Consider the following 25,734-nt stretch of genomic DNA (forward strand, 5'->3'; position numbering starts at 1 on the left):
TGCAATAATGTGCCATTGTCAAATAATGGCTTTGTTTGTATTTGCATGAATCAGGGATGGATTTGCTGAAATTTGCATGAATTAGGGACGATTTGATTTTGAATTGAAGTTTTTCTGAAAAAGGGGCGATAGCATGAAAAATATAGTAGCGAAAAAACTCTTGCTTGGAGCAGTTGTTCTGCCGGTGCTGTTTTCGGGAACCGCCATGGCGCAAGAGCAACCTGAAGCTTACGCAAGTGATGGCCGTGGTCCGGTGGCCAGGGATTCTTCCGGCGACTGTTGGCGTACAGGCTATTGGACGCCTGCCATGGCGATATACGAATGCGATCCTGATCTGTTTCCAGCACCCGAGAAAAAAGCTGAAGCGCCCGCCCCTGTGGCTCCCGCGCCTGCTCCGGCTCCAGTGACGGAGCCTGAAAAAATATCCTTGTCCGCTGATGAACTATTCGATTTCGATAAGGCCGTCCTGAAACCCGGGGGCAAGCAAGCTCTGGATGACCTTGTAAGCAAACTTGGGGGCATCAAATACGACACGATCGTTGCCATTGGCTATGCTGACCGTATCGGCGCCGATGATTACAACAAGAAACTCTCGCTGCGTCGCGCTGAGGCCGTCAAGGCATACCTGGTGAAAGAAAAAGGTATTCCCGCCGACAAGATCTTTACCGATGGTAAAGGCGAAGCCAATTCGGTAACCGGCGATACATGCAAAGGCACCAAGGCAACCAAAGCTCTGATCCAATGCCTGCAACCTGACCGTCGCGTTGAAGTTGAAGTCGCTGGTACGCGGGCAACAGCGCAATAATCAAAAAGCTTAAGCGTTAAAAATTAAAACCCTGCCGTCGTGCAGGGTTTTTTTTTGCTAAGCTTCTCAATATATGATCTATCCCGTCAAAATCGATACATTGCTGGAAGCGCGCTGGATAATTCCGGTGGAACCCGCCGGCGAGGTTTTACGCGATCATGCGATTGCAATCGACAAAGGGTTGATTCAGGCAATTTTACCGGTTGCCGAGGCGCATTCTCGATTTTCTCCCAGTGAACGGATTGTTCTCGGCAATCATGCGTTGATCCCGGGTCTCGTCAATCTTCACATTCATGCCGCCATGTCGCTGATGCGCGGCATGGCGGACGATTTGCCGTTGATGGAGTGGCTTCACAACCATATATGGCCTGCTGAAGCACGGCACGTTGATGCGGGATTTGTCTTCGATGGAACCCGGCTGGCCTGTGCCGAGATGCTGCGGGGTGGGATCACCTGCTTCAATGACATGTATTTCTTTCCCGAGGCATCGGTTCAGGCGGTGCTGGCCTCCGGCATGCGTGCCGCCGTGGGTATGATCATCATCGACTTTCCCACGGCCTATGCCAGCGACGCCGATGATTATTTGGCCAAAGGCCTGGCGTTGCGTGACGAACACGGCCATCACCCGCTGCTATCATTCTGCTTTGCGCCGCATGCCCCTTACACCGTGAGTGATAAGGTTTTTGCCAATGTCCTGACCTATGCCGAGCAGCTTGATCTGCCCATCCATATTCATCTTCACGAAACTGATGACGAAATCACAAGTAGTCTGAAAACCACCGGCGTACGCCCGATAGAGCGCCTGTACAAACTTGGCTTGCTGGGGCCCAATCTGATCGCCGTGCACATGGTCCATCTCAGCAGCGACGAAATCGGACTGATGGCGCAACAAGGCTGCTCCGTGGCGCATTGCCCTTCTTCCAATCTGAAACTGGCCAGCGGGCTTGCACCCGTCGCTTCGCTGCTGGATAAAGGTGTTAACGTCGGCCTGGGAACGGATGGGGCCGCCAGCAATAATCGCCTCGATATGTTCGAGGAAATGCGCTTCGCCGCGCTGCTCGCGAAGGGCCAGAGCGGCAGGGCGGATACGTTGCCCGCATGGCAGGCGTTGCAAATGGCGACGCTCAACGGTGCCAGGGCGCTAGGGCTAGGTGCGCTCACCGGCTCGCTGATCGCGGGTAAAGCGGCCGACATCACCGCGGTGGATTTTTCCAGCCTCGAACTTGCACCCTGTTACGACCCTGTTTCGCATCTTGTCTATGCCGCCGGACGCGAACATGTGAGCCATGTGTGGGTAAATGGTAAAATGTTGTTGAATGATGGAGAATTGACCACTTTGAACGAGCAGGAACTATTGCTCAGGGCACAATTCTGGCGGGAACAGATGACGGACGGGATGAAGAGCTAATGATTAAGGAAACGGAAGAAAAGAGCGTAAATGTTGATCCGCTGGAATTGGAGAAGTTCAGTCAGCTGGCGCATCGCTGGTGGGACCCCAACAGTGAATTCAAGCCACTGCATGAAATTAATCCGCTGCGGCTGGACTATATTGACCGGTTTGCCGGTTTGTCAGGCAAAACCGTGCTGGATGTGGGCTGTGGCGGCGGCATCCTGTCGGAAAGCATGGCGGGGCGGGGCGCGCATGTCACTGGCATCGATCTGGGTGACAAACCCTTGAAAGTAGCAAAACTGCACCTGCTGGAAACCGGCAAAAAAGTGAATTACCGCAAGATCGCGGTGGAAGATCTCGCCCGGGAGCAGCCGCATCATTACGATGTGATTACCTGCATGGAAATGCTCGAGCATGTGCCCAGTCCGGCGAGTATCGTGCGCGCTTGCGCTGAACTTGCCAAGCCGGGTGGCTGGATCTTCTTCTCGACCATCAACCGCAACCCGAAGTCATACCTGTTCGCCATCATTGGCGCCGAGTACGTATTGAATCTGCTGCCGCGAGGCACGCATGATTACGCAAAATTCATCAAGCCATCGGAACTCGCCCGCATGGCTCGTGAAGCGGGCCTTGAAGTGGAAGATATCATCGGCATGACTTACAACCCCATTACCAAGATCTACGCATTGGAGCCGGATTCTGACGTGAACTACGTCATGGTGTACCGTGCCTGAATTGTGAGTCTGGGGATAAATAAGGCGATAAACCGGGAAACGTAACCCCGTCCAAGCTGCCGGATTTAGGGTGATTTCGTCATTCCGGACTTGATCCGGAATCCAGCCAGAATGATGATGACATGTGCATGCCTTCCATCACTCCCCAAATAACCATGAATCATGATTAGAGCCGTTCTCTTCGATCTCGACGGTACCCTTGCCAACACCGCACCCGATTTGGGGCATGCCCTCAATCGGCAGCGCATCGCACGCGGCCTCTCAGCCTTGCCGATAGCGCTTATCCGTACCGAAGCCTCGGCCGGTGCGCGCGGGCTGCTTGGGCTCGGGTTCAATATCAAACCGGGCGATACGGGCTATGATGCCATGCGCAATGAGTTTCTCGATTTTTATGCTGAACGCCTGTGCGATGAAACCAGTTTGTTTCCGGGCGTAGCCGAGCTGCTTGACCAGATCGAGGCTCGTGGGCTTCCGTGGGGAATCGTGACCAATAAACCTGCGCGCTTTACCCTGCCGTTGATGCGGGAGCTGGGCTTGAACACCCGCGCCGCATGTATTGTCAGCGGTGGCGACACGACTCACTCCAAGCCACACCCGGAGCCGCTGCTGACAGCAAGCAGCATGATGGCCATTGCACCCGCCGAATGCGTTTACCTGGGCGACGACTACCGCGACGTGCAAGCAAGCCTGGCTGCGGGGATGGAGCCGATCATCGCCAAGTACGGCTATCTGGGAAATGGGCACCCCCCTGAATCCTGGGGCGCAAGATATCTCATTGATCATCCCCAGGAGTTGCTTAATTACCTTTAGTTATCCTTAAGCACCTTTCAGATAAATATTGTAGGGTGTAATAAGCGAAGCGCATTACGCCGTATGAGAATTCTTTAACGGCTACACGCCTATTTGGCGGCAAAATCAGAAGAGCCCTCCCTGCTTCTGTTATAGTATGCGTGGCAGCAAGACTTGAAGTTCATCGTTGAACTCTTCCATCTTATCGCCATCTAATAAAATGTAATACAGAATGCCGGGGGCGACCTGGCTTCGACGTGGGTTGCAAAGCAGCGCAGGGCATACCGAGGACCAGTTACCTCGTAAATACATCTGGAAAAGTATAGTCGCAAACGACGAACGTTACGCTCTAGCCGCTTAAATCCGGCTGGACTCCGCACCGGTGGGCCTCAACGCCGGGTCTGGCAACAGACAGCGGAGCCATTAACGAGGATCGCGCTCCGCAGGGTTACTTTACAGAGCGTTAAACAATAGGTGACTCGCCTGTCATCAGCCCGCCGGTTGGCGGATGCCAGGTTAAATTAAATAACATGGCTAAGTATGTAGAACTGTCTGTAGAGGACTTGCGGACGCGGGTTCGATTCCCGCCGCCTCCACCAATGAAGTGTCCTAAGTAGTCCAAAGAAGTCCAGAAAACCCGCATGAATAAACGATTTCGGGTTTTTTGTTGCCCAACCACGTCCTAACATGGTTATTGCAATCCGACGGTAACTGACGGTAAACTTGACGGTAACAGCAACATCATCAGAGGGAGTTACCGTCATGGCACTTACCAACACCGCAATTCGTAACACCAAGCCTGCTGAAAAACCCATCAAGCTAACGGACGAACGTGGGCTTTACCTGCTGCTCAAACCGAATGGCTCCCGCTGGTGGCGGTTTGATTACCGCTATGGGGGCAAACGCAAAACGCTTTCCATGGGCGTCTATCCCGATGTGAGCTTAAAGGATGCCCGCAACCGGCGCGATGAGGCGCGCAAGCTGCTTGCTTCGGATGCCGATCCGGGCGAAAACCGTAAAGCGGTCAAATCTGCCAAGATGGATCAGGCTGCAAACAGTTTCGAGGTAATTACGCGGGAGTGGTATGCCAAGTATTCCGCAACCTGGAATGCCAGCCATGGAGAACGTATCATTCGCCGATTTGAGCGCGACCTATTCCCTTGGATAGGCGGCAAACCCATTGCAGAGATAGCCGCGCCCGACCTGCTGGCAACGGTGCGGCGCATAGAAAATAGGGGAGCATTGGAAACCGCACACCGCGCACTCGGTAACTGTGGGGAGGTATTCCGCTATGCCATCGCAACCGGACGCGCCACGAGGGATATCTCTGCTGATCTAAGGGGCGCTCTTCCCCCAGTGAAAGGGGAACATTTTGCAGCGATTACCGAACCTAAACAGGTAGGGGCATTACTTCGGGCAATGGATGGTTATACTGGCTCCCAGATTGTGCGGTGCGCATTGCGCCTTGCCCCACTCGTATTCGTGCGCCCTGGCGAGCTGCGCAAAGCCGAATGGAAGGATATTGACCTTGATGGGGCGGAATGGCGTTATATCGTCACCAAGACCAATACGCCCCACATTGTTCCACTTTCACGGCAAGCCGTGGAAATACTCACGGAATTGCAAGCACTGACCGGCAGGGCGCGTTTCGTTTTCCTTGGTGCGCGTACCAATGGCCGACCCATGAGCGATAATGCAATCCTTGCCGCTATGCGGCGCATGGGTATCGACAAGGTAGAAATGAGCGGTCACGGCTTCCGCGCTATGGCGCGAACCATACTTGATGAAGTGCTGGGTTTTCGCCCCGATTTTATCGAACACCAACTAGCTCACTCGGTTAGAGACCCCAATGGCCGCGCCTATAATCGCACGGCGCATCTACCCGAACGCCGCAAGATGATGCAACACTGGGCCGACTACCTGGATAAGCTGAAAGCCGGTGCGGAGATTATCCCCCTGAGTAGCGTGGCCTAAAGTAAACCATGAGCGAAGATAACGCTTGGCCTTGGGCACCTCGCAAACCCAATTGGGACGCTTGGAAATCTGTTAAACAGGCAAGACTGTGGCACGCGGTTGCACTGGCTTGCGATCTCGATCCGGGCAACTTCCAGCTTTTCGATAAGCCTCAACTCGCAAGGCTGTTAAAGGAGCCTCCAAGGCAATTTGACGACTTGCTTGGCATGGCTAAGAGCAGCATTGGGATGAGCGTTCTGAAACTGGTTTCCCATAGCGATGAAGGGTTGGAAGAAAGTGAAGTCAAGCTTTCAAATTTCGCCACGTGGCTTAAAAAGATACAGTACAAACCTGCTGCACAGTTCCCCTGGTTGCCCGAACCCGTCACATTCAGGGACATGGATTGGCCATGGGGGAGGCATGAAACGGATTTATTGCGAAAGCTCGCTGCTGCTGCACAGCGTTTCTGGAGTAACTACGACCCCGCAGACCCGACCACCGCGCCCACCAATCAGCAAGTCATCGACTGGCTGAAAGGACAAGGCGTGTCTGAGCGCACCGCCGAAGTTATGGCAACCTGGAGTTGGAGTTGACCCATTTTCATGGACGGTTACGGACTTGATTCCCAAGCGCTCATTGTGGCTTGCTCGGGCTCGTTACATTGGACATCAGATTCAGGAATAGAGGTCGGCGATTTCCTTTCAAAATTTACAGGTGACAGATATTCCAGCGCGCTATGACGCCGTCTGGGGTTATACCAGCCTTCGATCCAGGTAAATACTGCGAGGCGGGCTTCGGTACGGGTTTTGAAGGTTCTACGATCAATGAGTTCACACTCCAGGCTGGCAAAGAAACTCTCCGCCATGGCGTTGTCGTATGCATCACCGACTGTTCCCATAGAAGGTCGCACGCCCATCTGGCGGCAGCGATTGCCAAAGGCCAGGCTGGTGTATTGGCTTCCCTGGTCGCTATGATGAATAACCTGTTCAGGGTAGCGTTGTTGCAAAGCCATATTCAATGCAGCCAGCACTAGGTCAGCGCTCATCTGCTCACCCATGGACCAGCCGACCACGCGGCGGCTCCATGCATCGATGACTACGGCCAGATAGATGAATCCTGACCAGGTGGGCACATAGGTCATGTCGGCCACCCACAGCGCATTGGGAGAATCCGCGTGGAATCGACGCTGCACCAGATCCGGTGCTGGCCGTTGACGCACGTCACGCCGGGTTGTCACGATGTAGGCTCGACGTCGACTGACGCCTTGCAGGCCTGCCTTACGCATCAAGCGGGCCACACGCTGGCGGCTAACTATCACGCCCTGGTCGCGTAGTTCGGCTCGTACACGCGGCATGCCATAGGTCTGGTCCGATTCGGCATGAATCTGCCGGATGCGCTCAGTCAATACAGCGTTATTCATGGCTCGTGCCGAGGGCGGCCGATCACGCCAGGCATAGAAGCCGCTGGCTGATACGCCAAGGACACGGCACAGGGTACCTGGTTTGCCATTACGAGTTCGAAGACGATATGGGTGTCACACCGCTTCTGCCGGCAAACCAGGCCGTAGCCTTTGCCAGGATATCTCGCTCCGTCTGCAATTGCTTGACCTGGCGGCGCAGCCTGGCCAATTCCTCTCGCTCGGCCGCACTCAGGCCTTCCTTGCCGGGCAAGGGGTGACCCATATCGCGGGCGGCTTGCCCTACCCAATTCTGAATGGTTTGCGCCGTGACCTGGAACTCTCTGGAAAGCTCGGCTGGCGTCCTGCCAACGCGAACCAACTCGATTATCTGCTGGCGGAATTCAGCCGGATAGGGGGGATGTGTCTTGGGCATTGTGGACTCCTCAAAATTAAAATATTAAGTGTCCACGAAAAGAAGTCAACTCCATTCACATGCCACTGAACCCGCTTATTCTGAGTTAGGCACGGCAGATGAATGGCGAGATGCTCTCGGAACTTTGGCGATAGGCAATACGCGGCTTGTATTCGCGCTCTCCGTGGCTTTAGCGGGCGTATTGGCTGAAATTGCAGGTGAAGATTCTGGCGGCTTTCATTTTCGCGGCGCTTCATCCTCTGGCAAATCCACCGCATTGAAGCTTGCCGCTTCCGTTTGGGGTAGCCCTTCGGCCTATGTGCGCCTATGGCGCGGTACAGTAAATGGACTGGAAGGATTGGCAACCTTGCACAATGACAGTTTGCTGATACTGGATGAAATTGGTCAGATAGACCCGAATGATGCCGGAGAGGCGGCATATCTTCTGGCGAATGGGCAAGGCAAGGTGAGGGCATCACGCAATGGGCTTGCCCGTTCATCGCAACGCTGGCGGCTCCTATTCCTTAGTGCGGGTGAAGAGTCACTTTCAGCCGTTATGACGCGGGCGGGCAAGCAATCGACTGCTGGGCAGGAAATCCGCCTTGCCGACATCGAAGCTGATGCTGGGGCGGGCATGGGCATATTCGAGACATTGCATGGACTTCCCAATGCGGCTGCCCTGGCGCTAGCAATCAAGGATGCATCCGCCAAGTATCACGGCGCTACCGGTAAGGAATGGTTGCGCTACCTGGTAGCGAACCGGACTAGCCTCAACGACCTCATCCCGGCGCAAATCAAGCGGTTCGTAACTGGAATAATACCGGCGCATGGGGCAGGGCAAGTAGAGCGAGTAGCGCGGCGTTTTGCATTGGTGGCCGTGGCTGGTGAACTTGCGACTCACTGCAAGTTGACAGGTTGGCCCGAAGGGGAAGCTATTCATGCTGCCCGCAAATGCTTTGCCGCCTGGATGGAAGCCTTTGGCGGGTGTGGCAACCGCGAAGAGCGCGTCATACTTGCCCAGGTTCGAGGTTTTTTCGAGACGCATGGCGCAAGTCGTTTTGAAGATATCAGCGCCACAATCGACCAGCGTATCCTTAAACGGGCAGGCTTCTACCGGAATGGGGTAAATGAGGGGCGAGAGTTTCTGGTATTGCCGGAAACATTCCGCCGGGAAATATGCCAAGGGTTTGATGAAAAAACTGTTAAGAAAGTCTTGATTGCCGCTGGATTGTTACTACCTGGCAAAGATAAAAAGCCCTCACAAATTCTGAGGCTCCCTGGATTAGGTTCGTCAAGGGTCTATATTATCCGGTACCGGGATGAGGGAGAGTAAGCGCGATTACCGATGTAACGGCGGTAACACGGTCACAGCCAATACAGGCTTAGTTCTCGACGTTACCTCAGTGTTACCTCGCTACGCCCGCCGGTAACGCGCTATACCGTTACAGGAAATCTCGTTACCGGAAATCTTTCCGCATCGTGTTCCTGTTACCGTTACAGAGAATCTTGACGTATTGCGGCCCTGTTACCGTTACAGGGGCGGCGTTTAATGTATCTTGCTTCTGTTACCGTTACCGTTACCGCTGTTACCGGATATATTCGAACCGGTATCATTTTGCGGTAACGCGAAATACCCTATGAATTGGACGTTGCCCGTGTCTTATGAGAATTGTTACCGCTGATACCGTTGATTTTCTGTAGTGCGTCCCCGATTACGGGCACATACCACTTTAACTCTTATTGGCTGAAACCATATATCCGCGCATAGTTATTGCGGAACTTAATGGCTGAGGGAAAAAGCATTGGGTTATTCATTAACGATAACAAAGATTAGATTTGATCTGGCAGGTATTCGGCGACAAGTTCGTTCCAATGGGGACAGTTGTTGCCTGATTTGTATTAGCTCAGCTGTTCGCGACAAGCGCACAGACAGAGGGGTACAATTACAAGTTGCTCTGGTATTCCATGTGAATTAGAACAAATATAAGGAGTCAATCCATGGGGAGTTTTGAAGCTCATCTCAAGGCACTAGATATACGTAGTCCGATACAAAAAAAAGCAGTAGAAATCCTGTCAGGTCTTCAGGGCTATTCGAAGAGGTTGGACTTGCTTCACGACCAACTTCGCAAGGAACTTGCACGTGAAGGTGTTGGACCATCTCGTATCAGTCCACAACTCTCCGAGCTTATTGAGCTTCGATTGGCAAATGAGAAAACTGGAACAGAAGGTATTCGCTTGTCTCTAAACAAAGATATTTGGGAGTTGGATCCCAAAGTTATTAAATTTGTTTGGCAGGTTACAGAGTACTTTGCCAACAAGATGCGTTCAGATGCCCAGTTCTCGGGCATTCTTCGCGCCGTAAAAACGAAAATCAGAGAATCTAGGAAGCTTCCCGTGGAACTTGGCTACTCAGTATTTGAGATTCTGGTCACTTGTGCATTAAGAAGGCACCACGACTGGGAAATTGTCGATGGTCAAGTGTCGCGTAAATCTGCATTGCAATCGCCCAACGGGGACTCAGAGCAACAAGAATTTCCTGTTAGCGATGTTTGCTCTAGCAAGACGCCGCAGAAAGCGGAGGTACGCCTGGAACCTATGGGCTTTCCCCTTAGAGCCTCATCCTGCTCATCGCCTGTTGCAGGAACGGACTTGGTTTCGCTACCAAAAAATATTGAGTTCGATCCAGCAACGATCGAAGCGGTATTGCCAGCTGGAATCGCCGCAGAATTCGGTAGCCACTCTGTGCGTTTCTTTGGCGCAGTCGCCGTGATCGAAGTGCCGTTGTCTCTTGGGCGTGAGCAAAGGATCTATATAACCCTACGACGCAATACTACGCACGAAAAGGTCTTCTGGTTATTCTCCGTTTGCGGCCCTCTCGATGATGTCCATGGTTCCATCAACGACATCGTTTGGCACAACAACGAATGCAGTGCATTTAAGGTGACTTTCCTTGATATGCCGACAGGCATGCATGTCGGGGTTTGCTATACGTTACTTACTGATAACGGATGGGAGCGGCAAATGCCTAGTGTTGTTCGTAACCTTGCTGCCTTTGGCGATCGTCTTGAGGAGCTGTACTGGAGCCAGGACGAGTTCTGATGGTGCGAGTGAAGAGAAAGCATGTCGCTCAGGAGGCCCCAGAAACCCAGCTAGACGTTGACAGCTCAACATCCATAGGTAAGCTCATTATTGGCCTTATGGATGAGATCAAGGCATCTGAAAAGAGTGCGTCTAGGTTTGTCCTTAAGGATGGAACGTTCTCTAGTCAAGTAGGTGATCTTTTTATCTATGAATTTCCATTGTTGGATGAATTTCCGTTTCAGCAGGAATCCAATTTAGTTATCACTGTTGGCAAAAAAACGGGGATACGTGGCTACATTCAAGCGATTGAAAAAAGTTCGATATCGATTGCAAGCGAAGAGAACGTCGGCACCATTCTGGATCAGATCACGATCACTAACAGCGAAGGCGCATTGCTACGGCGCCTGAAAGACATTCTGTTCGATCTTTCAAAGAATCCGGAATCCATACCCTTCTCTACCAGACATGCCTCATTTGTGCTGGGGGAGGGCAATCCAAGTTCTGCTCCTCTGAGCGTTATTCCAAAAGACGTTAGTCTTTGCTTCGACCGCTGGACATTAAACGTCGACCAAGACAGAGCTGTTCGCGTAGGTATGGGCGGCGAAATGCTGCTGCTCTGGGGGCCGCCTGGAACAGGCAAGACCACGACGATTGCGCCAATGTTGGCTGCCTTGGCCAAGTCTGACGAGTCGATACTTCTAGTCTCGAATACGAACAAAGCCGTAGACGGCGCACTTAAAAAGCTGATTCCTAACCTTGAAAAGCTTGGGATTACGGATGCGGGCGCATGTCTGCGAATGGGACGCGCTACCGAAGACTTCTTGGGAGAATTCGGTTCAAAATGCGACCTAAAGACAGTTACCGCGGAGCGTAACAAAGACCTAATCCAAGAGCAGAGCCAACTCACTGAGCGCCGCAAACCGTTGGCTTCACGTCTTGATAGGGTTCGTGCAAACCTTCAAGAATACGTTGCATTAGAAGCCAGCCAGAAAGACCTAACGGAAAGCAATCAGAATTTGCAGCGTCTTGCCAATGACGCCATCACTGCCGAGCATGGAATTAGTAGGCTAGAAACTGAGGTTCATAGGTTTAATACTGAAAAAGCCAAGGCCCCGGAAAAGCTCGGTTTGCTGGGGGCATTGGGATTAACTCGCACCAAAGCTGAAGTCGAGAAGGAAATTCTAGTTGTTCAGGAACGTATTTCAATTCAGCAATCAGCGCTGCAGGCGGCAAAGAACGCATCGCTAGTGACGCAGGATAAGATTTCACACTTAACGAAAGCAATTCAATCCGCACAAGTCATTGTCGCTGCTCTTGCGACTAAAGCACGATTGGAGGTTGAAGAGGAAGAACTGGATGAACAGGTGTCAGATATTGACTCCAGGTTGGCTGACATTGAGAGGCAAATTTCTGTCACAGAGCAGTCCTTGATCGACAATGCCAGAATTATCGGGACAACCGTCTACAAGGCATTCCTGGACCAACGCCTGTTAAAGAAACAATGGGATGTTGTCTTGATTGATGAGGTGTCGATGCTTCTTCTCCCGATGACGTATTTTGCAGCGGGAAAGGCAACAAAGCGTGTCATTCTGGTGGGCGACTTTCTTCAACTTCCGCCGATCATCGCATCTGATTCGGAGCACGTTGATGAATGGGTCAGGGCGGATCCGTTTCGAAAATGGGAGGCTAATGACCCTAAAAGATGGGAAGAAGACACTCCCACCGTGCGTGTTGGTTTGCGTGAGCAGAATCGGATGCATGAACAGATCTGTAATCTGGTCAGCCGATCTTTTTACAAACAGTGGCTTGTCACAGGGCCTCCTACGAAGTCGCGCACATTTAATGGCGTTTCGCTCGGGAAGACAACCAAGCGAATTCTGTGGATAGAAACCTCAGAGTTAAATGCCTGGTCCTCAAAGCCATATGGCAAGGGTAGCTTGTTCAATATCACGCACGCGGCGCTAGTTGGCGAAATTATAGATTCCTTGACTGCCAAGGGGTACTTCCGAGGCGTAAATTCCGCCAGCGAACAAAACTCGCTTGGCGTTGTAACACCTTATGCGGCTCAACAGAAGTTGATCGCTGCACTCCTCAAACCCATGGAAGAAAGTGTGCCGGTCGATTCCATTGGTACTGCTCATAAGTTTCAGGGCGACGAGAAAGACACGATCATCGTAGACATGGTGGAGTCATCGTTCAAGCCGTCTCCATTTATCAATGCCGAGCGATTTGACGATGACGCAGGTCGACTGTTGAACGTCGCATTAAGCCGTGCGCGCGAATACCTCATCATGATCGTTAATAAGAGCGCGTTCGAAAAAAGTGGTTCTCGTTTTATGCAGCAGCTATTAGGTCGTATCGAGGCTGTGGCAGAAAAAATAGATCCAACGTTATTGTTACGTGATTCGAAATATTTCGACACCGCACGGGAAATTGGTGTTGGTCGAAAAGTTGCCATTAATGCCAAGAACGTTCTCTTTACAGAGCAGAATTTCTACCCTGCAATAACAGAAGATTTATCTTCAGCTACGAGAAGCATTGTGCTCTTTTCTGCGTTTATGACTACAGTGGGTGTCACACGTTGGCTTGCTGTATTGAGCAAGGCTATGGAGCAAGAGGCAAAAGTCAGAATTGTCACCAAGACGCTAGATAGACAACCAGGAGCGAGTGGCAAAAACGGCGAAAAGGTAAGAAAGGAACTAGCAAACCTTGTAAAGCTGATACGCCGATCTGGCATAGCCATCGATCTTCGAAGCGAAACGCATGAAAAAATCATCGTGATTGATGAGCGGGTTGTTTGGAACGGATCACTAAATATGCTTTCCCAGGTGAAAGACTCGACACGTGAACACATGACCCGCACAGACGACGGAAACTACGCAAGCGAAATATTGAGCCTCATGTCACGCCACGATATGCGCGCAGGCAAGACAATTGGTTCCGAACACCCAATATGCCCTTCCTGCGACGCAAAGACCTATCTGGGCACTGGTTTCAATGGTGCAATCAAGCTCAAATGTGAGGATGAGTGTGGGTGGTCAGTGAAGCAGGAGTACTTTAAAAAGCTCACCCAAGGAATTGCTCTTGGAAAAATCATCAAACTATGTCCGGAGCCAGGGTGTAAAGGAAGCCTCCAGCTACGTTACGCGTATGGGCAATATTTTCTTGGTTGTACGAATTACGGCGGAGGCTGCAAACACAAGGAGGATGTGCACGTAAGCCAGTACCTCTATATCCCTTTCCCAGCAGAACAAAAGGGCGATCTGAGTATTTTATCTAACTATAATTGGCCGTTCTGGGAGATTTCATCTAATTGCATAGAATCAGCACAGGTTAAAGCAGAAAAGAAAATAGCGGTTGACGTACCACAGACCGTAATCCAAAAACAGCCTTCTCAAGAGCCAACTGAAAAGCAATTAGCGGATTCAAAGTTTACAAGGAAGAAAGAACGGATAGTGCGAGAAACGAGCGACTCGACAAAGCAGCGGAGGCCTATAAGCAAGCGAGGCAAAGCTGGGAAAACCGACTTGGATTTTATCAGCAGTTTGGCGGACAAACTGCTCAAGTAAGCCCACTAGCTATAGTTGTAATCTTTAACATTGTCGGAAGAAATCTTTATCGGCTTTAGCGGAGATCTGCTAGAGGGCACTTCCTGTCGTTTGTGCTCGCCGCTAGTAGGACGGTAACTTTGACGGTAACTGTGATAATTCCAATCATACAGACCCAGTATTTATAAGAGTTGCATGGCACTATTCGATTGACGCCGCCCCATTTAAGTGTCCAAAGAAGTCCAGAAAACCTGCATGAATAAATACTTGCGGGTTTTCTTGTTGTCCAATTACGTCCAAACATGGTTATTGCAATCTGACGGTAACGGACTGTAACAACAATATCATCAGATGAAGTTACCACCATGATACCGGCCGGTGGATTATGGCAAATAGCAAGACCTGACCCTGCGACCTCTTGACCCCGCTACCTCTGAACCTGAACCGGGTTTGAGGGCTAGCTTTAGATTGTCCCCAAGGAAGTGATTAATGTTATCGATTATTTCCATATTTGGCTTGAGCACTTCGCCACTTTCATACCGCCATCACAGCGCCAAGCCAGAAATTAGACTAGAAATTCTCCCGTCCAATCTTCAAGGCCGAGGATTAGCCAATCCAGAAAGACGTTTGGCATCATCCGGGTTTTGTGAGGAGAACTGAAACCAGTCGGTTCTGGTTCGCCGACTCGTCGCATAGTCTCGTTCGCGTTCTTCCGGGGTTTTTAGCGCATTGAGTTTGTCATACGCTCCCCGCGAAGCATCTACAATAGGCTTCCATTCTTTTAGGGCTCCTGGAACGAGGGTAAAACCTGAAACATTTAAAAAGACTTCGTTATTTTTTGGAAACTTGATATTGGGAAGGATTTCCCATCCGATGGACCAGCAAATGGGCTCCTTGTTCAATATTTTCCCTTCATTCGATTCCATTTTTGCCACAAACCAGGGAAGTTCGCAGACATCGCTATGCGTATTGGTAAGGTAGAAATAATTGGGTTTAGCGTCGCCTTCATTGACAAACAAGGCATACCAAATGTTGGTGGCATGGGCAGAGCCGCATACCAGGGTAAACAAGAGTAGAAGATATTTCATGATAATCTCTTAAGTGGTTCACATGACTGGAAAGATTGGCTCAAATCAATCCTTGCACCAAAAGTTTTTTTGCTGTGCGGCAACGCTCCGATTGCGCGGACAGAGGTTCTATTGTATTCCCATAGAGAATATCAGGATATCCGATTCGACTGAAATCATCCAGCCACGCGAGATCCCGCAAGATTCCAAGAGAGCGAATACATATAGGATCCCGCCTGCTTTTAACGGAGCACGATAAAAAATGGACGACAAGACCCTCGCCGTCCTTTCCCCGCTGCAAGCGCTTCGCAAAGACTATTTTTTCTGGGCACTTCTGGCGCTACTCGTCTCGCTAACCGCAACGAAACCCGAGAAATTCCTCATTTACCCCACGCTGGTGGATTGGCCGACCATCGCTGCACTGACTGGCCTGCTGGTGCTTACCAAAGGCGTGGAGCTATCAGGCTATCTGCACCATCTCGGCAAGCACCTGATCTTGCGAATGCCCACAGATCGAGCCTTAGCCATGTTTCTTGTGCTTACTGCGGCGCTCCTGTCGACCCTGCTCACCAACGATGTCGCGCTATTCATTGTCGTGCCTCTGACCGTGGGTTTGCGCGCGGTGAGTACGGTACCCGTGACGCGGCTTGTCGTTTTCGAAGCATTTGCAGTCAATGCCGGTTCGGCCCTTACGCCGATTGGAAATCCACAGAATCTGTTTCTCTCACAACTCCATCAAATCCCGTTTTATCATTATGTGGGCGCGATGTTGCCGCTTGTCCTGGTTTTTCTTCTTCCGCTTCTTCTGCTTACCGCTTATGCATTTACCAGCCACCGCATCGCCCTCAGAGACGGTACTGATCTGCTTCCCCTGAACAAGAGGCTGTTGTATCTGTCCCTGGCTTTGTATTTTCCGTTTCTAGTATCCATTGATGCCCACCAGGCCGAAGCGGCGGCGATTGTGGTGCTGGCGATCTTCCTCATTACGCATCGGCGGGTGCTGGCAAGGGTCGATTGGGCGCTGATCCTGGTATTCATGCTCATGTTCATTGACATGCGGCTGATTGCGCAGGAATCAACGGTGCGTTCGTTTATCGAGCAGTTGGAATTGAGCGACCCCCAGCATCTCTACTTCACGGGCGTTGCCATTTCTCAGCTTATCAGCAATGTGCCGGCTGCGATCTTGTTGGCCGAGTATTCGAATGATTGGCAATTAATCGCTTATGCAGTAAATGTCGGCGGATTTGGTTTCATATTGGGGTCATTGGCTAACATCATTGCGCTCCGCATGGCTCGTGATAGCAGGGCCTGGCTGACTTTTCATGCGTTCTCCCTGCCATTTTTACTGGTGGTCAGCGGCTTCGTCTACCTATGGCTGTTCTTCTTCTAAGCTTCTCGTCATCCGACGGAACCGCATCACCCGAACGGAAGCGGCAAGTTGTTTGCCCATATGCTTCGGAAGGTGACGGGCATGCCTGTATCGAGTCGCAGACCATCAATCAGCATGAGTGCGAAATAGTCTTGTACATAGTTTCATGGCAGGCTCCGACTTGTTGGCCTGCCTTCCAAAGCATCTTCAAATTGTGGCGCGACAATTTGTCACATTCCTTCGGTGGTAAAAATCGATTATTCTGCTGGCAGATATTCTTCTCGAAGTTGAGAAATCGCTACGATGCAAAAGAGTATCTGTAACTGTGTGTGTAGGTTGCCGTAAATTTTTGTTTCCTCAGTTGTTTCAATGGTTTCCTTTCCTCCATATTTGGGGTTCGTAGCGCCGCCCGGTGTTACGAACCCCTCTCTTTTTCAGATTGAGCCATAGCTCTTCAATGCCTGTTATTTCGCCGCGGCAACAATATTGCATCCTTTGTAATCCGTATTCATCTCGTCCCCAATAGAATTTCATTTAACAGTAATCGATTGCAACGTCTGCTTTGAATTGAGCTCTATGGCTTCGGTTCCCCGATAACGCGCGTCAGTTGAACCCAGCGATAGCTCCCATTCCTGAGATGGGTCATCAGGGGAGATAATGACGAATAACTGTTGTTGGGTCATTGAGATGAGCATCGAACTAACATAGTGTTTTTTTCTGATTTCCTGACCCAATGTGCATTACCGAACGGATGAGTCTTGGGCGATTGTTAAAATACATACTCCTGCGTTCATCAAAATTAAAAGCAGGTCACGTTCCACTTTTTCCAGGAGAATATAAATGAATAAGGATCAAATCAAGGGTACGGCTAAAGACATCAGCGGAAAGATTCAGGAAGAGGCCGGTAAAATAACTGGCAGCAAAGAGGATCAAGCAAAAGGTCTCGCCAAACAGGTTGAAGGAAAGATACAAAAAGGTGTGGGAGATGCCAAGGAAACGATTAAGGATGCAGCCAACAAGCTATAGGAGTTGCTCCGTATAGGTAATTTTCAACCCGCTGCGGCGGGTTTTTTCTATCATTGATCCCGTTGAGCACGCAAAAAGAAGCGAAGAAAGGTGGGCATACGATTCATCCAGTCTATGAAAAAATTTCTACCCGCATGATGCCATTGCTGCCGATAGTGCCGCGGTACATGCCGCTGGTGTTGAACCGCATTGCATAATTGCCTTTTGCATCCAGCACGATCAAACCGCCATCTCCGCCGATGGCAGCGATTTCCGCCAGAGTGTTATCCGCCGCCTCAGTAATTGGAATATGCTGCAACCGGACCTGTGCCGCTGTGTTGAATGCAGCGACAGTGCGGATGAATATCTCTCCGGTGCCGGTCGCGGATACTGCAACCGAACGATTGTCCGCGTAGGTTCCGGCACCGATGACGGGCGAATCTCCTACACGCCCGAAGCGCTTGTTCGTAAGCCCGCCAGTCGATGTGCCGGCAGCGAGATTGCCATGACGATCCAGCGCCACGGCACCCACTGTTCCGCGCTTTTCATCCGCGTCAGGTAGCGGCGTATCGGGACCCGCATCGTGATCGCGCAGTATGCGTTCCTCGGCAATGGCTTTTTGCAATTGATTCCAGCGGAATTGCGTATGGAAATAGGACGGATCGACAATCTCCAGACCCTTCTCGGCAGCAAAAGCATCGGCCCCCTGGCCGATCAGCATTACATGCGCGCTTTGCGTCATCACGGCGTGTGCAGCGCGGATCGGGTTGCGAATCGTTGTAACCCCGGCAACAGCACCTGCCATGCGTGTGGAACCATCCATGATCGATGCGTCCAGCTCGTTGCGGCCGGCATTACTAAACACCGAACCCTTCCCGGCATTGAATAAAGGCGAATCCTCCATCACCATAATTGCCGCGATGACGGCATCGATGCTGCTGCCGCCTGCTTCAAGCACTGCATGGCCAGCGGCCAGCGATTGCGAAAGCACCTGCCTGTAAGCCTGCTCGAGGTCTGCTGTCAGCTTGCGGCGTGCGATAGTGCCAGCGCCACCGTGAATCACCAGCCGGATCGAAGAAGTATCCGCGCTAGCGGTATTCGTTTGTATCGTCATGTGTTGCAAAATCCAAAATAAAGGAAAGTTACTATCTACGGATTGCTGGTCGACCTGTCCCAGGATAACGTTTTAATCGTTTCAAAATACTCGCACCGTGGACTTTTTCCATATTGTGGTCTGCTTTTCGGTAACTTTCAGTAGCGCAACGTTATTTCCTGGAATATTTTCGGGCTATATCTGATTTGGTGCAATTCGGCGCATCAGCTTTCCTGGCATTTTCAATGAGATGATCTATATTAAAAATACCAGTTCATTTGACGTGTTGGTTTCTAATTTGGTTTGAAACTCATATTTGTGAGGGAGGGAAAATGGCGGAGCAACGTGAAACCTATAAGGGCCGGGAGGTTATTCTTCGAACCGGAGCAGACGCTTCTACCGCGAGAGCTACCGCAGGGATCAGCGAAGATGAAGCGGGCGCTGAGGGGGCTGAACTATACATCGATGGGGAGCGAATCTACACGGTACGCGATGCGGGTGGAGGGTATAAGGCATCCGGCTTCGCCTTCGACCCTCAACCTTCCCCAGCCGATTTAGCCAAGAAGATTATCGATTACAGGGAAACGGGGGAATAACATGGGAATCCGAAAAAATCAGTCCACCCTGTCAGCCGCCGAGAAAGCCGCATTTGTCGCTGCGGTGAAGGCGCTGAAGGCAAACGGCGACTACGACATATTCGTTGCTCAACATCGCGCCGCCTTTATGGCCAGCCCCAACGACCCTGCGCACGGGGGTCCGGCTTTTTTGCCGTGGCACCGGGAGTATCTTCGCCGGTTCGAGCTTGCCCTCCAGCAGATCGATTCAAGTGTTTCCATACCCTACTGGGACTGGACAGTCGACAGGACGGCTGGCGCCTCACTTTGGGCCGCGAATTTCATGGGCGGCAATGGAGCGGGTGCCAGCCGGCAGGTGACTACAGGTCCCTTTGCCTTTTCGACCGGAGAATGGACGCTTACGGTCCGTGATCCCGGCGACACGGTCACTTTTCTTACCCGCGCGTTTGGCGCAATGGGGGCCCTGCCGACTCAACAAGGGGTCAGCGCCACCCTGAATGTGGTTCCGTATGATTCCGCACCATGGAACTCCAATAGCAGCACCAGCACGAGTTTCCGGAATCGACTGGAGGGGGTTATTCACAATCCGGGGCACATGTGGGTTGGCGGGTCGATGATGGCCATGTCGTCTCCCAATGATCCCGTATTCTGGCTGCATCATTGCAATATCGATCGTCTATGGGCGGAATGGCAAAGGGAAAATCCTGCGGCGATTTATTTGCCGCCCAGCGGTACCCCCAATGTGGTGGCGGGTCACGGCCGGGATGATCCGATGCCGCCATGGAACAATGAAGCGTCTCCGCCTACGCCTCGAAGCGTTCTCGATCATCATGCGCTCGGTTATACGTATGACGATGAGGGAGTGGTATCACCAGAGGTCGTGCCCCTGACCGTTGGTGCGCCGGCGACCTCGGCCGCAATAGGGCAGGCGGGAGAAATTGATATATACAGTTTTGTCGTGACTACACCCGGAACCCATGTCATTGGGACTCAGGGTTCCACCGACGTGGTGATGGGCCTGTATGGCCCCAACGACATGGCGACAATCATTACTGAAGATGACGACAGCGGGCCCGGCGCGAATTCGCGGATTGAAAGAAATCTGTCAGCGGGTACCTATTATGTGCGGGTGCGGCACTACAGCGGCTCATCAGTCGGGAGCTATAGTATCTCGGTAAGCGGATCGGCACCCCAGCCCGGTAACCCAACCATTCAGGTGAACGGTCCGGCAGTGCAGGGAACGATCGCTGCCGCGAATGAGCGGGATACGTATACATTCACAGTCACTAATCCCGGCACCCATACTATCGAGACCGCTGGCAGCACCGACTGCTTCCTGACATTATTTGGTCCCGGCAATCCGGCCACATTCATCGCCCAGGATGATGATAGCGGTCCCGGAACCAATTCAAGGATTGCCGTCAACCTTGCGCCTGGCGTTTACTATGCCCAGGTCAGGCATTACAGCCCAACCGGCACGGGTTCTTACAGCATCTCGGTTAGAACCTGATCCTGCATGCCGCATTATCCTGGGATAATGCGGCATCGCCATCGCGTGCGTTCCATTTCGTGCGCTGTTGGTAATCACGCTCCGGCGTCTCCTGCGTTGCTCGGGAATTCTTCCATCTTCCGCGCTGTCCAGCCGGACACCAGCGGCCGCAAGGGATATAAGGAATGTTATCGGTTATCGCCCAATCCAGCGGCATTCAAAGCATGCTAATCTACTTATCCGTTGCACCGATATCCATTTTGTCATTGAGGAAGAAACAATGCATAACGCGCGAACGACTGTTTGTATTACATACCTGTTCGCGCTCTTCTTATTTCCGCTACATGCATTGGCTGGGGTGGATTGTTCAACGCTACCTCACTGGACTACCCTTGATAACGGCTTGCAAATGAATCAGAAGCATATCTTTTGCGGGGAATGGACAAACAGCCGTCCAAAAGGTTTTCATTCGCGTCCCGGCGGCGTGAATCCCGCGACGGTCAGGAATTTTACGGTACAAGATTCGCCCAATTCAGCGGGAATATATACCGGCAGATGGTCACATAATAATAATCCCGATAGAAGCAAATTTTCTTCGATGTTTCCCGACAGCTGCTCAACCGGACAGGTTCTCAATTCCATTTCCTATGCATCGGCGCATCCGGATCGCAGTTGCCCGGAAGGCTCCCCAGGCTGGGTGAAATGTGGCAAAAACCGGCCAACCCATGTTACGAAGGAGGAGCTGTCAGGCTATTGCAGCAACAACGAAGAGTTTTTCCTCATTGGCTTTGCCGCGCCTGGAAACAATAAGATCAACACAGCATTTCCCATACGCCAATGAGTGCCGATAGCTTTGCCTGGCCTGGCCGCCTCCGTGACAATTCGGCTCACGATCTCATCATCGCTTACCTTACCATTGACATACAAAAAAATGCCCAATGGGCGGAAGAGCTGTTACAGAAAACCAGAGAAGTTAAATCAGGACAGCTCTCTTCGTGGGAACGGATAGGAAACGCTTATTGGCTCCGCTTGTTTCCAGATCAAGTTGAAATCGAGGAGGATTATGCGGAGGAACCTGGAGAGGCAATCAAGATTTCAATCAATGATTTTGAAGCGGCAGCCGCTGCATGGCAAGAATTTGTGAGGCAGCAAGTATAAAAAAATGATGTGGGGGGTAGCGGTTCCAAGAAATTGTCCCGGCGACATTTCGGGGTAATGACGGATGACTGCGGCCCGGTCTCGTGCAACAGAAAATGGCGGGAAAATGATGAGAAAACCGCTTTCCACGTAGCAACGCAGGCTCCGGCGATTCCTTAATGACTGCCGCTCTCCAATCCGAACTCCGTACTCCGCAACCGCCACTGCGTGCCGCGATCACCGATGCCTACCGGCACGATGAGGCACAAAGTGTTAACGATCTGGCGATGCAGATCGATCTGCCGCGCGCAAGCCGGTACCAGGTGCGAGAACGTGCACGCAAGCTGGTTATCACAGTCCGCGATAAGCGCGCCCGTGCCAGCGGGGTTGACGCGTTGATGAACGAATTTTCACTGTCCAGTCAGGAAGGCATCGCGCTGATGTGTCTGGCTGAGGCACTTCTGCGTATCCCGGACCCGGAAACCGCCGATCGCCTGATACGCGACAAGATCAGCAGGGGTGACTGGAGTTCACACCTTGGGAAGAGTCCGTCGCTGTTCGTGAATGCCGCCGCCTGGGGTCTGCTGATCACTGGCAGGCTGGTGTCCACCCACAGCGAAGACGGGTTGGCGTCCGCGCTGACGCATCTGGCCGCAAAAGGCGGGGAGCCGCTGATTCGCAAGGGCATGGATCTTGCGATGCGCATGCTGGGTCAGCAGTTCGTGGCCGGTGAGACGATCCAGGAGGCGCTTGAGCGCAGTCGCGAACACGAAGCGCGCGGCTATCGCTATTCATACGACATGCTGGGCGAGGCTGCATTAACCGCAGCCGACGCCGGCCGCTATTATGCGTCCTATGAGGCTGCGATCCAAGCCATCGGCGGGGCGAGCGCCGGTGGGGGGATCTACGTGGGACCCGGGATCTCGGTCAAGCTCTCTGCGTTGCATCCGCGTTACATGCGCGCCCAGCGCGAGCGTGTGATGGCCGAGCTCTTGCCGCGGCTGAAATCCCTGTTGCTGCTCGCGAAGCGCTATGACGTCGGGCTGGATATCGACGCCGAGGAAGCGGACCGGCTCGAGCTCTCGCTCGATCTGCTGGAGACACTCGCGTTCGACCCGGAATTGGCTGGCTGGAATGGCATCGGCTTCGTCGTCCAGGCCTATCAGAAGCGTTGTCCATTCGTGATTGATTGGGTCATCGATCTCGCGCGCCGTAGCGGTCACCGGATCATGGTCCGGCTGGTCAAGGGCGCGTATTGGGACATGGAAATCAAGCGTACGCAGGTCGATGGACTGGAAGGCTATCCGGTCTATACGCGCAAAGTGCACACCGATGTCGCCTACCTCGCCTGCGCGCAGCGGTTGCTGCGTGCGCCGGATGCGGTATACCCGCAGTTTGCGACGCATAATGCCTACACGCTGTCGGCGGTTTATCAGATGGCGCAGGATGCGCGGGTTGACGACTACGAGTTCCAATGCCTGCATGGGATGGGTGAGACGTTGTACGATCAGGTGATTGGTGCGGATCAACTCGCCAAGCCGTGCCGGATCTATGCACCCGTCGGCAGCCACGATACATTGCTGGCCTACCTGGTGCGGCGCCTGCTTGAGAATGGCGCAAACTCATCGTTCGTCAATCGCATTCTCGATGAGAACGTGAGTGTGGATGAGCTGATTGCCGATCCGGTCGTCCAGATTGAGCATGAGGGATCAATGCCGCATCCGGCGATTCCGCTGCCGCGCGACCTGTACGGCAGTGGGCGCAGGAATTCATTCGGCATCGATTTCAGCGACGAGCACGCGATCGCCAAATTGGCCGCCGAGTTGACCGTGCTGGAAGGCCGGGACTGGCTGGCTATGCCGATGCTCGCCAGTGGCGATCGCACCGCTGGCGAACGGCTGCCGATTTTCAATCCTGCCGATCATATCGATCGTATTGGCGCCGTGATCGAGGCGAGTGAAGGCGACATCGAAGCGGCGCTCGCAGCTGCGCTAGCGTTTGCGCCCGAATGGCAGGCGGTACCGCTTGAGTTCCGTGCGACGTTGCTTGAGTGTGCGGGAGACGCACTTGAGATGCGCCGTGCGGAGCTAATCGGGCTCGCAGTGCGCGAGGCCGGCAAGTCGCTGCCGAATGCGCTCGCGGAGGTGCGCGAGGCGGTTGACTCATGCCGCTATTACGCACAGCAGATGCGCAGCCAGTTCGCGAACGGCAGCCAGCCGGAAGCACTCGGGCCGGTAGTTTGTATCAGTCCATGGAATTTTCCGCTTGCAATCTTCGTCGGCCAGGTGAGCGCCGCGCTCGCCGCCGGCAACCCGGTGCTCGCGAAGCCAGCCGAGCAGACACCGCTGATTGCAGCAACCGCGGTGAGATTGCTGCATGAGGCCGGTATTCCACGCGCGGCACTGCAGTTCCTGCCGGGACGCGGCGAGACGGTGGGTGCGCGGCTCACCGGTGACTCGCGCGTGTGCGGCGTAATCTTCACCGGCTCGACCGAAGTTGCGCAGGTCATCCACGGCACGCTTGCCAGGCGTTCGCGGGATGAGGAAATCCCGCTGATTGCCGAGACCGGCGGTCAGAACGCCATGGTGGTCGATTCATCCGCGTTGCCCGCACAGGTGGTGCAGGACGTACTGGTGTCCGCGTTCGACAGCGCCGGACAGCGCTGCTCATCGCTGCGCGTGCTGTGCCTGCAGGAAGATATCGCCGGCCGTGTTCTGGAGATGCTGAAGGGTGCGATGCAGGAACTTGCACTCGGCGACCCTGGGCGGCTGGCCACCGACGTCGGTCCGGTGATTGATGCCGACGCGCAGCGCACGTTGCTTGATCACATCGAGAAGATGCGTGGGGCCGGTCATGCGGTGTTCCAGCTGCCGCTGCCGCCCGTTTGTGTGAACGGCACCTTTGTCCCGCCGACCCTGATCGAGATCGGCGACATCAGCCAGCTGGAGCGTGAGGTGTTCGGCCCAGTGCTGCATGTAGTGCGCTTCGCGCGCGACCGGCTGGACGAACTGGTCAGTTGCATCAACGCGACCGGTTACGGGCTCACGTTCGGCGTGCACAGCCGGATAGATGAAACTATAGATTTCGTTGCGGCCCGCGTACATGCCGGCAACATTTACGTGAACCGCAACATGATCGGGGCAGTAGTGGGAGTGCAGCCGTTCGGCGGCGAGGGTAAATCCGGCACCGGTCCCAAGGCTGGCGGACCGCTATATCTCCACCGCCTGCTGCGGCAAGCATCGATGTCGCTCGCGCGCATGGGGAGTGTCCGCAAAAAGGGCGAACAGGGTGAACCGGGCGCACTGGCAGCTCTGCAAGTGCTTATCGGGTGGGCGCGGCAGACCGGCCGCTCCGCATTTGCCCAGCGCTGTACGGACTATGCGGTACGCACCCCCCTAATGCATTACATTCCGCTGCCGGGACCGACGGGGGAGAGCAACACGCTCATGTTTACGCCACGGGGCGAGGTTGCCTGTATTGCGAATGACGAGACCGCGCTGCTCGAGCAAATTGCCGCCGTGCTTGCAACGGGCAACCGCGCGTTGCTCGCGGACGGGCCAATGCCGCGCGCGTTGATCGATACGCTGCCCCCAACGGTGTGCGAACAGTTACGGGTTGAGCGTGGCTGGATGCACGAGGCGATCGCCGCGGTACTCTATGCTGGGCCAGCGGACGATGCGTATCGGCTACGCTGCGAACTCGCTGCACGCGACGGTCCAAGGGTACCGCTGATCGCAACTGATGGTCACGATTTTCCGCTGTACCGGCTGGCCACCGAGCGAGTGGTGAGCGTGAACATGACCGCCGCCGGCGGTAATGCGAGCCTGATGATGCTTGGTGCTTGAGTGCGGCGCGTATCAATGGCATCAGGGAAAAAGCATCGTTGCA

General features: G+C 53.2%; 19 protein-coding genes, 1 other RNA gene and 1 pseudogene. 17 read left to right on the plus strand and 4 right to left on the minus strand.

What is annotated here, in order from left to right:
- Positions 1-133 precede the first annotated feature (133 nt).
- From BLO43_RS04195 to BLO43_RS04225, 7 genes are all read left to right on the plus strand, one after another.
- On the plus strand, positions 134-805 hold the full coding sequence (locus tag BLO43_RS04195; RefSeq protein WP_090905976.1) for an OmpA family protein: 672 nt from the start codon (positions 134-136) through the stop codon (positions 803-805).
- A gap of 73 nt (positions 806-878) precedes the next feature.
- Positions 879-2,213, plus strand: coding sequence for a TRZ/ATZ family hydrolase (locus BLO43_RS04200; RefSeq protein WP_090905977.1), 1,335 nt, complete (start codon positions 879-881; stop codon positions 2,211-2,213).
- The gene (gene ubiG / locus BLO43_RS04205) at positions 2,213-2,929 is read left to right on the plus strand and encodes a bifunctional 2-polyprenyl-6-hydroxyphenol methylase/3-demethylubiquinol 3-O-methyltransferase UbiG (protein ID WP_074633926.1); all 717 of its coding nucleotides are present in this window, start codon (positions 2,213-2,215) and stop codon (positions 2,927-2,929) included. The genes BLO43_RS04200 and ubiG overlap by 1 nt, the downstream gene beginning before the upstream one ends.
- Before the next feature lie 162 nt (positions 2,930-3,091).
- Positions 3,092-3,739 (plus strand): HAD-IA family hydrolase, encoded by a 648-nt coding sequence (locus BLO43_RS04210; RefSeq protein WP_090905978.1) that lies wholly within the window; start codon positions 3,092-3,094, stop codon positions 3,737-3,739.
- Positions 3,740-3,955: 216 nt separating this feature from the next.
- Positions 3,956-4,317: a transfer-messenger RNA gene (gene ssrA, locus BLO43_RS04215) on the plus strand.
- A gap of 163 nt (positions 4,318-4,480) precedes the next feature.
- Entirely contained in the window at positions 4,481-5,692 is a 1,212-nt protein-coding gene (locus BLO43_RS04220) for a tyrosine-type recombinase/integrase (protein WP_090905979.1), read from the plus strand.
- Between the two features lie 8 nt (positions 5,693-5,700).
- The gene (locus BLO43_RS04225) at positions 5,701-6,264 is read left to right on the plus strand and encodes a hypothetical protein (protein ID WP_090905980.1); all 564 of its coding nucleotides are present in this window, start codon (positions 5,701-5,703) and stop codon (positions 6,262-6,264) included.
- A 17-nt stretch (positions 6,265-6,281) separates the two neighbouring features.
- Here BLO43_RS04225 and BLO43_RS04230 read toward each other — a convergent pair.
- A pseudogene (locus BLO43_RS04230) lies at positions 6,282-7,503 on the minus strand (IS3 family transposase).
- 28 nt (positions 7,504-7,531) lie between these two features.
- Between BLO43_RS04230 and BLO43_RS04235 the strand changes: the two are divergent.
- From BLO43_RS04235 to BLO43_RS04245, 3 genes are all read left to right on the plus strand, one after another.
- Positions 7,532-8,815: a DUF927 domain-containing protein gene (locus BLO43_RS04235; RefSeq protein ID WP_090905981.1), complete on the plus strand. Its 1,284-nt coding sequence runs from the start codon at positions 7,532-7,534 to the stop codon at positions 8,813-8,815.
- A 665-nt stretch (positions 8,816-9,480) separates the two neighbouring features.
- Entirely contained in the window at positions 9,481-10,581 is a 1,101-nt protein-coding gene (locus BLO43_RS04240) for a hypothetical protein (protein WP_090905982.1), read from the plus strand.
- A complete protein-coding gene (locus BLO43_RS04245; RefSeq protein WP_090905983.1) occupies positions 10,581-14,132 on the plus strand; it encodes an AAA domain-containing protein in 3,552 nt (1,183 codons plus the stop codon). The genes BLO43_RS04240 and BLO43_RS04245 overlap by 1 nt, the downstream gene beginning before the upstream one ends.
- A 572-nt stretch (positions 14,133-14,704) precedes the next feature.
- On the opposite strand, the gene BLO43_RS04250 is transcribed toward BLO43_RS04245, so the two are convergent.
- Complete coding sequence (locus tag BLO43_RS04250; protein ID WP_090905984.1) at positions 14,705-15,199, minus strand: hypothetical protein; 495 nt, start codon at positions 15,197-15,199, stop codon at positions 14,705-14,707.
- A 241-nt stretch (positions 15,200-15,440) separates the two neighbouring features.
- On the opposite strand from BLO43_RS04250, the gene BLO43_RS04255 reads away from it, so the two are divergent.
- Complete coding sequence (locus BLO43_RS04255) at positions 15,441-16,568, plus strand: SLC13 family permease (RefSeq protein ID WP_090905985.1); 1,128 nt, start codon at positions 15,441-15,443, stop codon at positions 16,566-16,568.
- Between the two features lie 819 nt (positions 16,569-17,387).
- Positions 17,388-17,573 (plus strand): CsbD family protein, encoded by a 186-nt coding sequence (locus BLO43_RS04260; protein WP_004179697.1) that lies wholly within the window; start codon positions 17,388-17,390, stop codon positions 17,571-17,573.
- 112 nt (positions 17,574-17,685) lie between these two features.
- Here the strand turns inward: BLO43_RS04260 and BLO43_RS04265 are convergent, their stop codons facing one another.
- Entirely contained in the window at positions 17,686-18,666 is a 981-nt protein-coding gene (locus BLO43_RS04265; protein ID WP_090905986.1) for an isoaspartyl peptidase/L-asparaginase family protein, read from the minus strand.
- Positions 18,667-18,977: 311 nt separating this feature from the next.
- Between BLO43_RS04265 and BLO43_RS04270 the strand changes: the two genes are divergently transcribed.
- Positions 18,978-19,241: a hypothetical protein gene (locus tag BLO43_RS04270; RefSeq protein ID WP_090905987.1), complete on the plus strand. Its 264-nt coding sequence runs from the start codon at positions 18,978-18,980 to the stop codon at positions 19,239-19,241.
- A gap of 1 nt (position 19,242) precedes the next feature.
- Entirely contained in the window at positions 19,243-20,730 is a 1,488-nt protein-coding gene (locus tag BLO43_RS04275; RefSeq protein WP_090905988.1) for a DVUA0089 family protein, read from the plus strand.
- Here the strand turns inward: BLO43_RS04275 and BLO43_RS17225 are convergent.
- Positions 20,720-20,926, minus strand: coding sequence for a YpsA SLOG family protein (locus BLO43_RS17225; RefSeq protein ID WP_090905989.1), 207 nt, complete (start codon positions 20,924-20,926; stop codon positions 20,720-20,722). The two genes, BLO43_RS04275 and BLO43_RS17225, sit on opposite strands and share 11 nt — an antisense overlap.
- A 192-nt stretch (positions 20,927-21,118) precedes the next feature.
- Between BLO43_RS17225 and BLO43_RS17230 the strand changes: the two genes are divergently transcribed.
- The 3 genes from BLO43_RS17230 to putA all read left to right on the plus strand — a co-directional run bounded on the left by BLO43_RS17230 (position 21,119) and on the right by putA (position 25,691).
- Entirely contained in the window at positions 21,119-21,550 is a 432-nt protein-coding gene (locus BLO43_RS17230; protein WP_368086132.1) for an EndoU domain-containing protein, read from the plus strand.
- Entirely contained in the window at positions 21,547-21,867 is a 321-nt protein-coding gene (locus tag BLO43_RS04290; protein ID WP_090905991.1) for a YacL family protein, read from the plus strand. Before BLO43_RS17230 ends, BLO43_RS04290 begins: the two co-directional genes overlap by 4 nt.
- Before the next feature lie 158 nt (positions 21,868-22,025).
- The gene (gene putA, locus BLO43_RS04295; protein ID WP_090905992.1) at positions 22,026-25,691 is read left to right on the plus strand and encodes a trifunctional transcriptional regulator/proline dehydrogenase/L-glutamate gamma-semialdehyde dehydrogenase; all 3,666 of its coding nucleotides are present in this window, start codon (positions 22,026-22,028) and stop codon (positions 25,689-25,691) included.
- The last annotated feature ends 43 nt before the right edge of the window (positions 25,692-25,734 follow it).

The sequence above is a fragment of the Nitrosospira sp. Nsp13 genome (assembly GCF_900101945.1).
In the GTDB taxonomy this organism is placed as follows: domain Bacteria; phylum Pseudomonadota; class Gammaproteobacteria; order Burkholderiales; family Nitrosomonadaceae; genus Nitrosospira; species Nitrosospira multiformis_D.

Bases quoted from the DNA above. Each gene is read 5' to 3' on its own strand.
- BLO43_RS04250 (WP_090905984.1), bottom strand. From the start codon at position 15,199: ATGAAATATCTTCTACTCTTGTTTACCCTGGTATGCGGCTCTGCCCAT.
- BLO43_RS04270 (WP_090905987.1), top strand. From the start codon at position 18,978: ATGGCGGAGCAACGTGAAACCTATAAGGGCCGGGAGGTTATTCTTCGA.
- BLO43_RS04220 (WP_090905979.1), top strand. From the start codon at position 4,481: ATGGCACTTACCAACACCGCAATTCGTAACACCAAGCCTGCTGAAAAA.
- BLO43_RS04240 (WP_090905982.1), top strand. From the start codon at position 9,481: ATGGGGAGTTTTGAAGCTCATCTCAAGGCACTAGATATACGTAGTCCG.
- BLO43_RS17230 (WP_368086132.1), top strand. From the start codon at position 21,119: ATGAATCAGAAGCATATCTTTTGCGGGGAATGGACAAACAGCCGTCCA.
- BLO43_RS17225 (WP_090905989.1), bottom strand. From the start codon at position 20,926: ATGCCGCTGGATTGGGCGATAACCGATAACATTCCTTATATCCCTTGC.
- BLO43_RS04265 (WP_090905986.1), bottom strand. From the start codon at position 18,666: ATGACGATACAAACGAATACCGCTAGCGCGGATACTTCTTCGATCCGG.
- BLO43_RS04255 (WP_090905985.1), top strand. From the start codon at position 15,441: ATGGACGACAAGACCCTCGCCGTCCTTTCCCCGCTGCAAGCGCTTCGC.
- putA (WP_090905992.1), top strand. From the start codon at position 22,026: ATGACTGCCGCTCTCCAATCCGAACTCCGTACTCCGCAACCGCCACTG.
- BLO43_RS04275 (WP_090905988.1), top strand. From the start codon at position 19,243: ATGGGAATCCGAAAAAATCAGTCCACCCTGTCAGCCGCCGAGAAAGCC.
- BLO43_RS04195 (WP_090905976.1), top strand. From the start codon at position 134: ATGAAAAATATAGTAGCGAAAAAACTCTTGCTTGGAGCAGTTGTTCTG.
- BLO43_RS04225 (WP_090905980.1), top strand. From the start codon at position 5,701: ATGAGCGAAGATAACGCTTGGCCTTGGGCACCTCGCAAACCCAATTGG.
- BLO43_RS04210 (WP_090905978.1), top strand. From the start codon at position 3,092: ATGATTAGAGCCGTTCTCTTCGATCTCGACGGTACCCTTGCCAACACC.
- BLO43_RS04290 (WP_090905991.1), top strand. From the start codon at position 21,547: ATGAGTGCCGATAGCTTTGCCTGGCCTGGCCGCCTCCGTGACAATTCG.
- BLO43_RS04245 (WP_090905983.1), top strand. From the start codon at position 10,581: ATGGTGCGAGTGAAGAGAAAGCATGTCGCTCAGGAGGCCCCAGAAACC.
- BLO43_RS04260 (WP_004179697.1), top strand. From the start codon at position 17,388: ATGAATAAGGATCAAATCAAGGGTACGGCTAAAGACATCAGCGGAAAG.
- ubiG (WP_074633926.1), top strand. From the start codon at position 2,213: ATGATTAAGGAAACGGAAGAAAAGAGCGTAAATGTTGATCCGCTGGAA.
- BLO43_RS04200 (WP_090905977.1), top strand. From the start codon at position 879: ATGATCTATCCCGTCAAAATCGATACATTGCTGGAAGCGCGCTGGATA.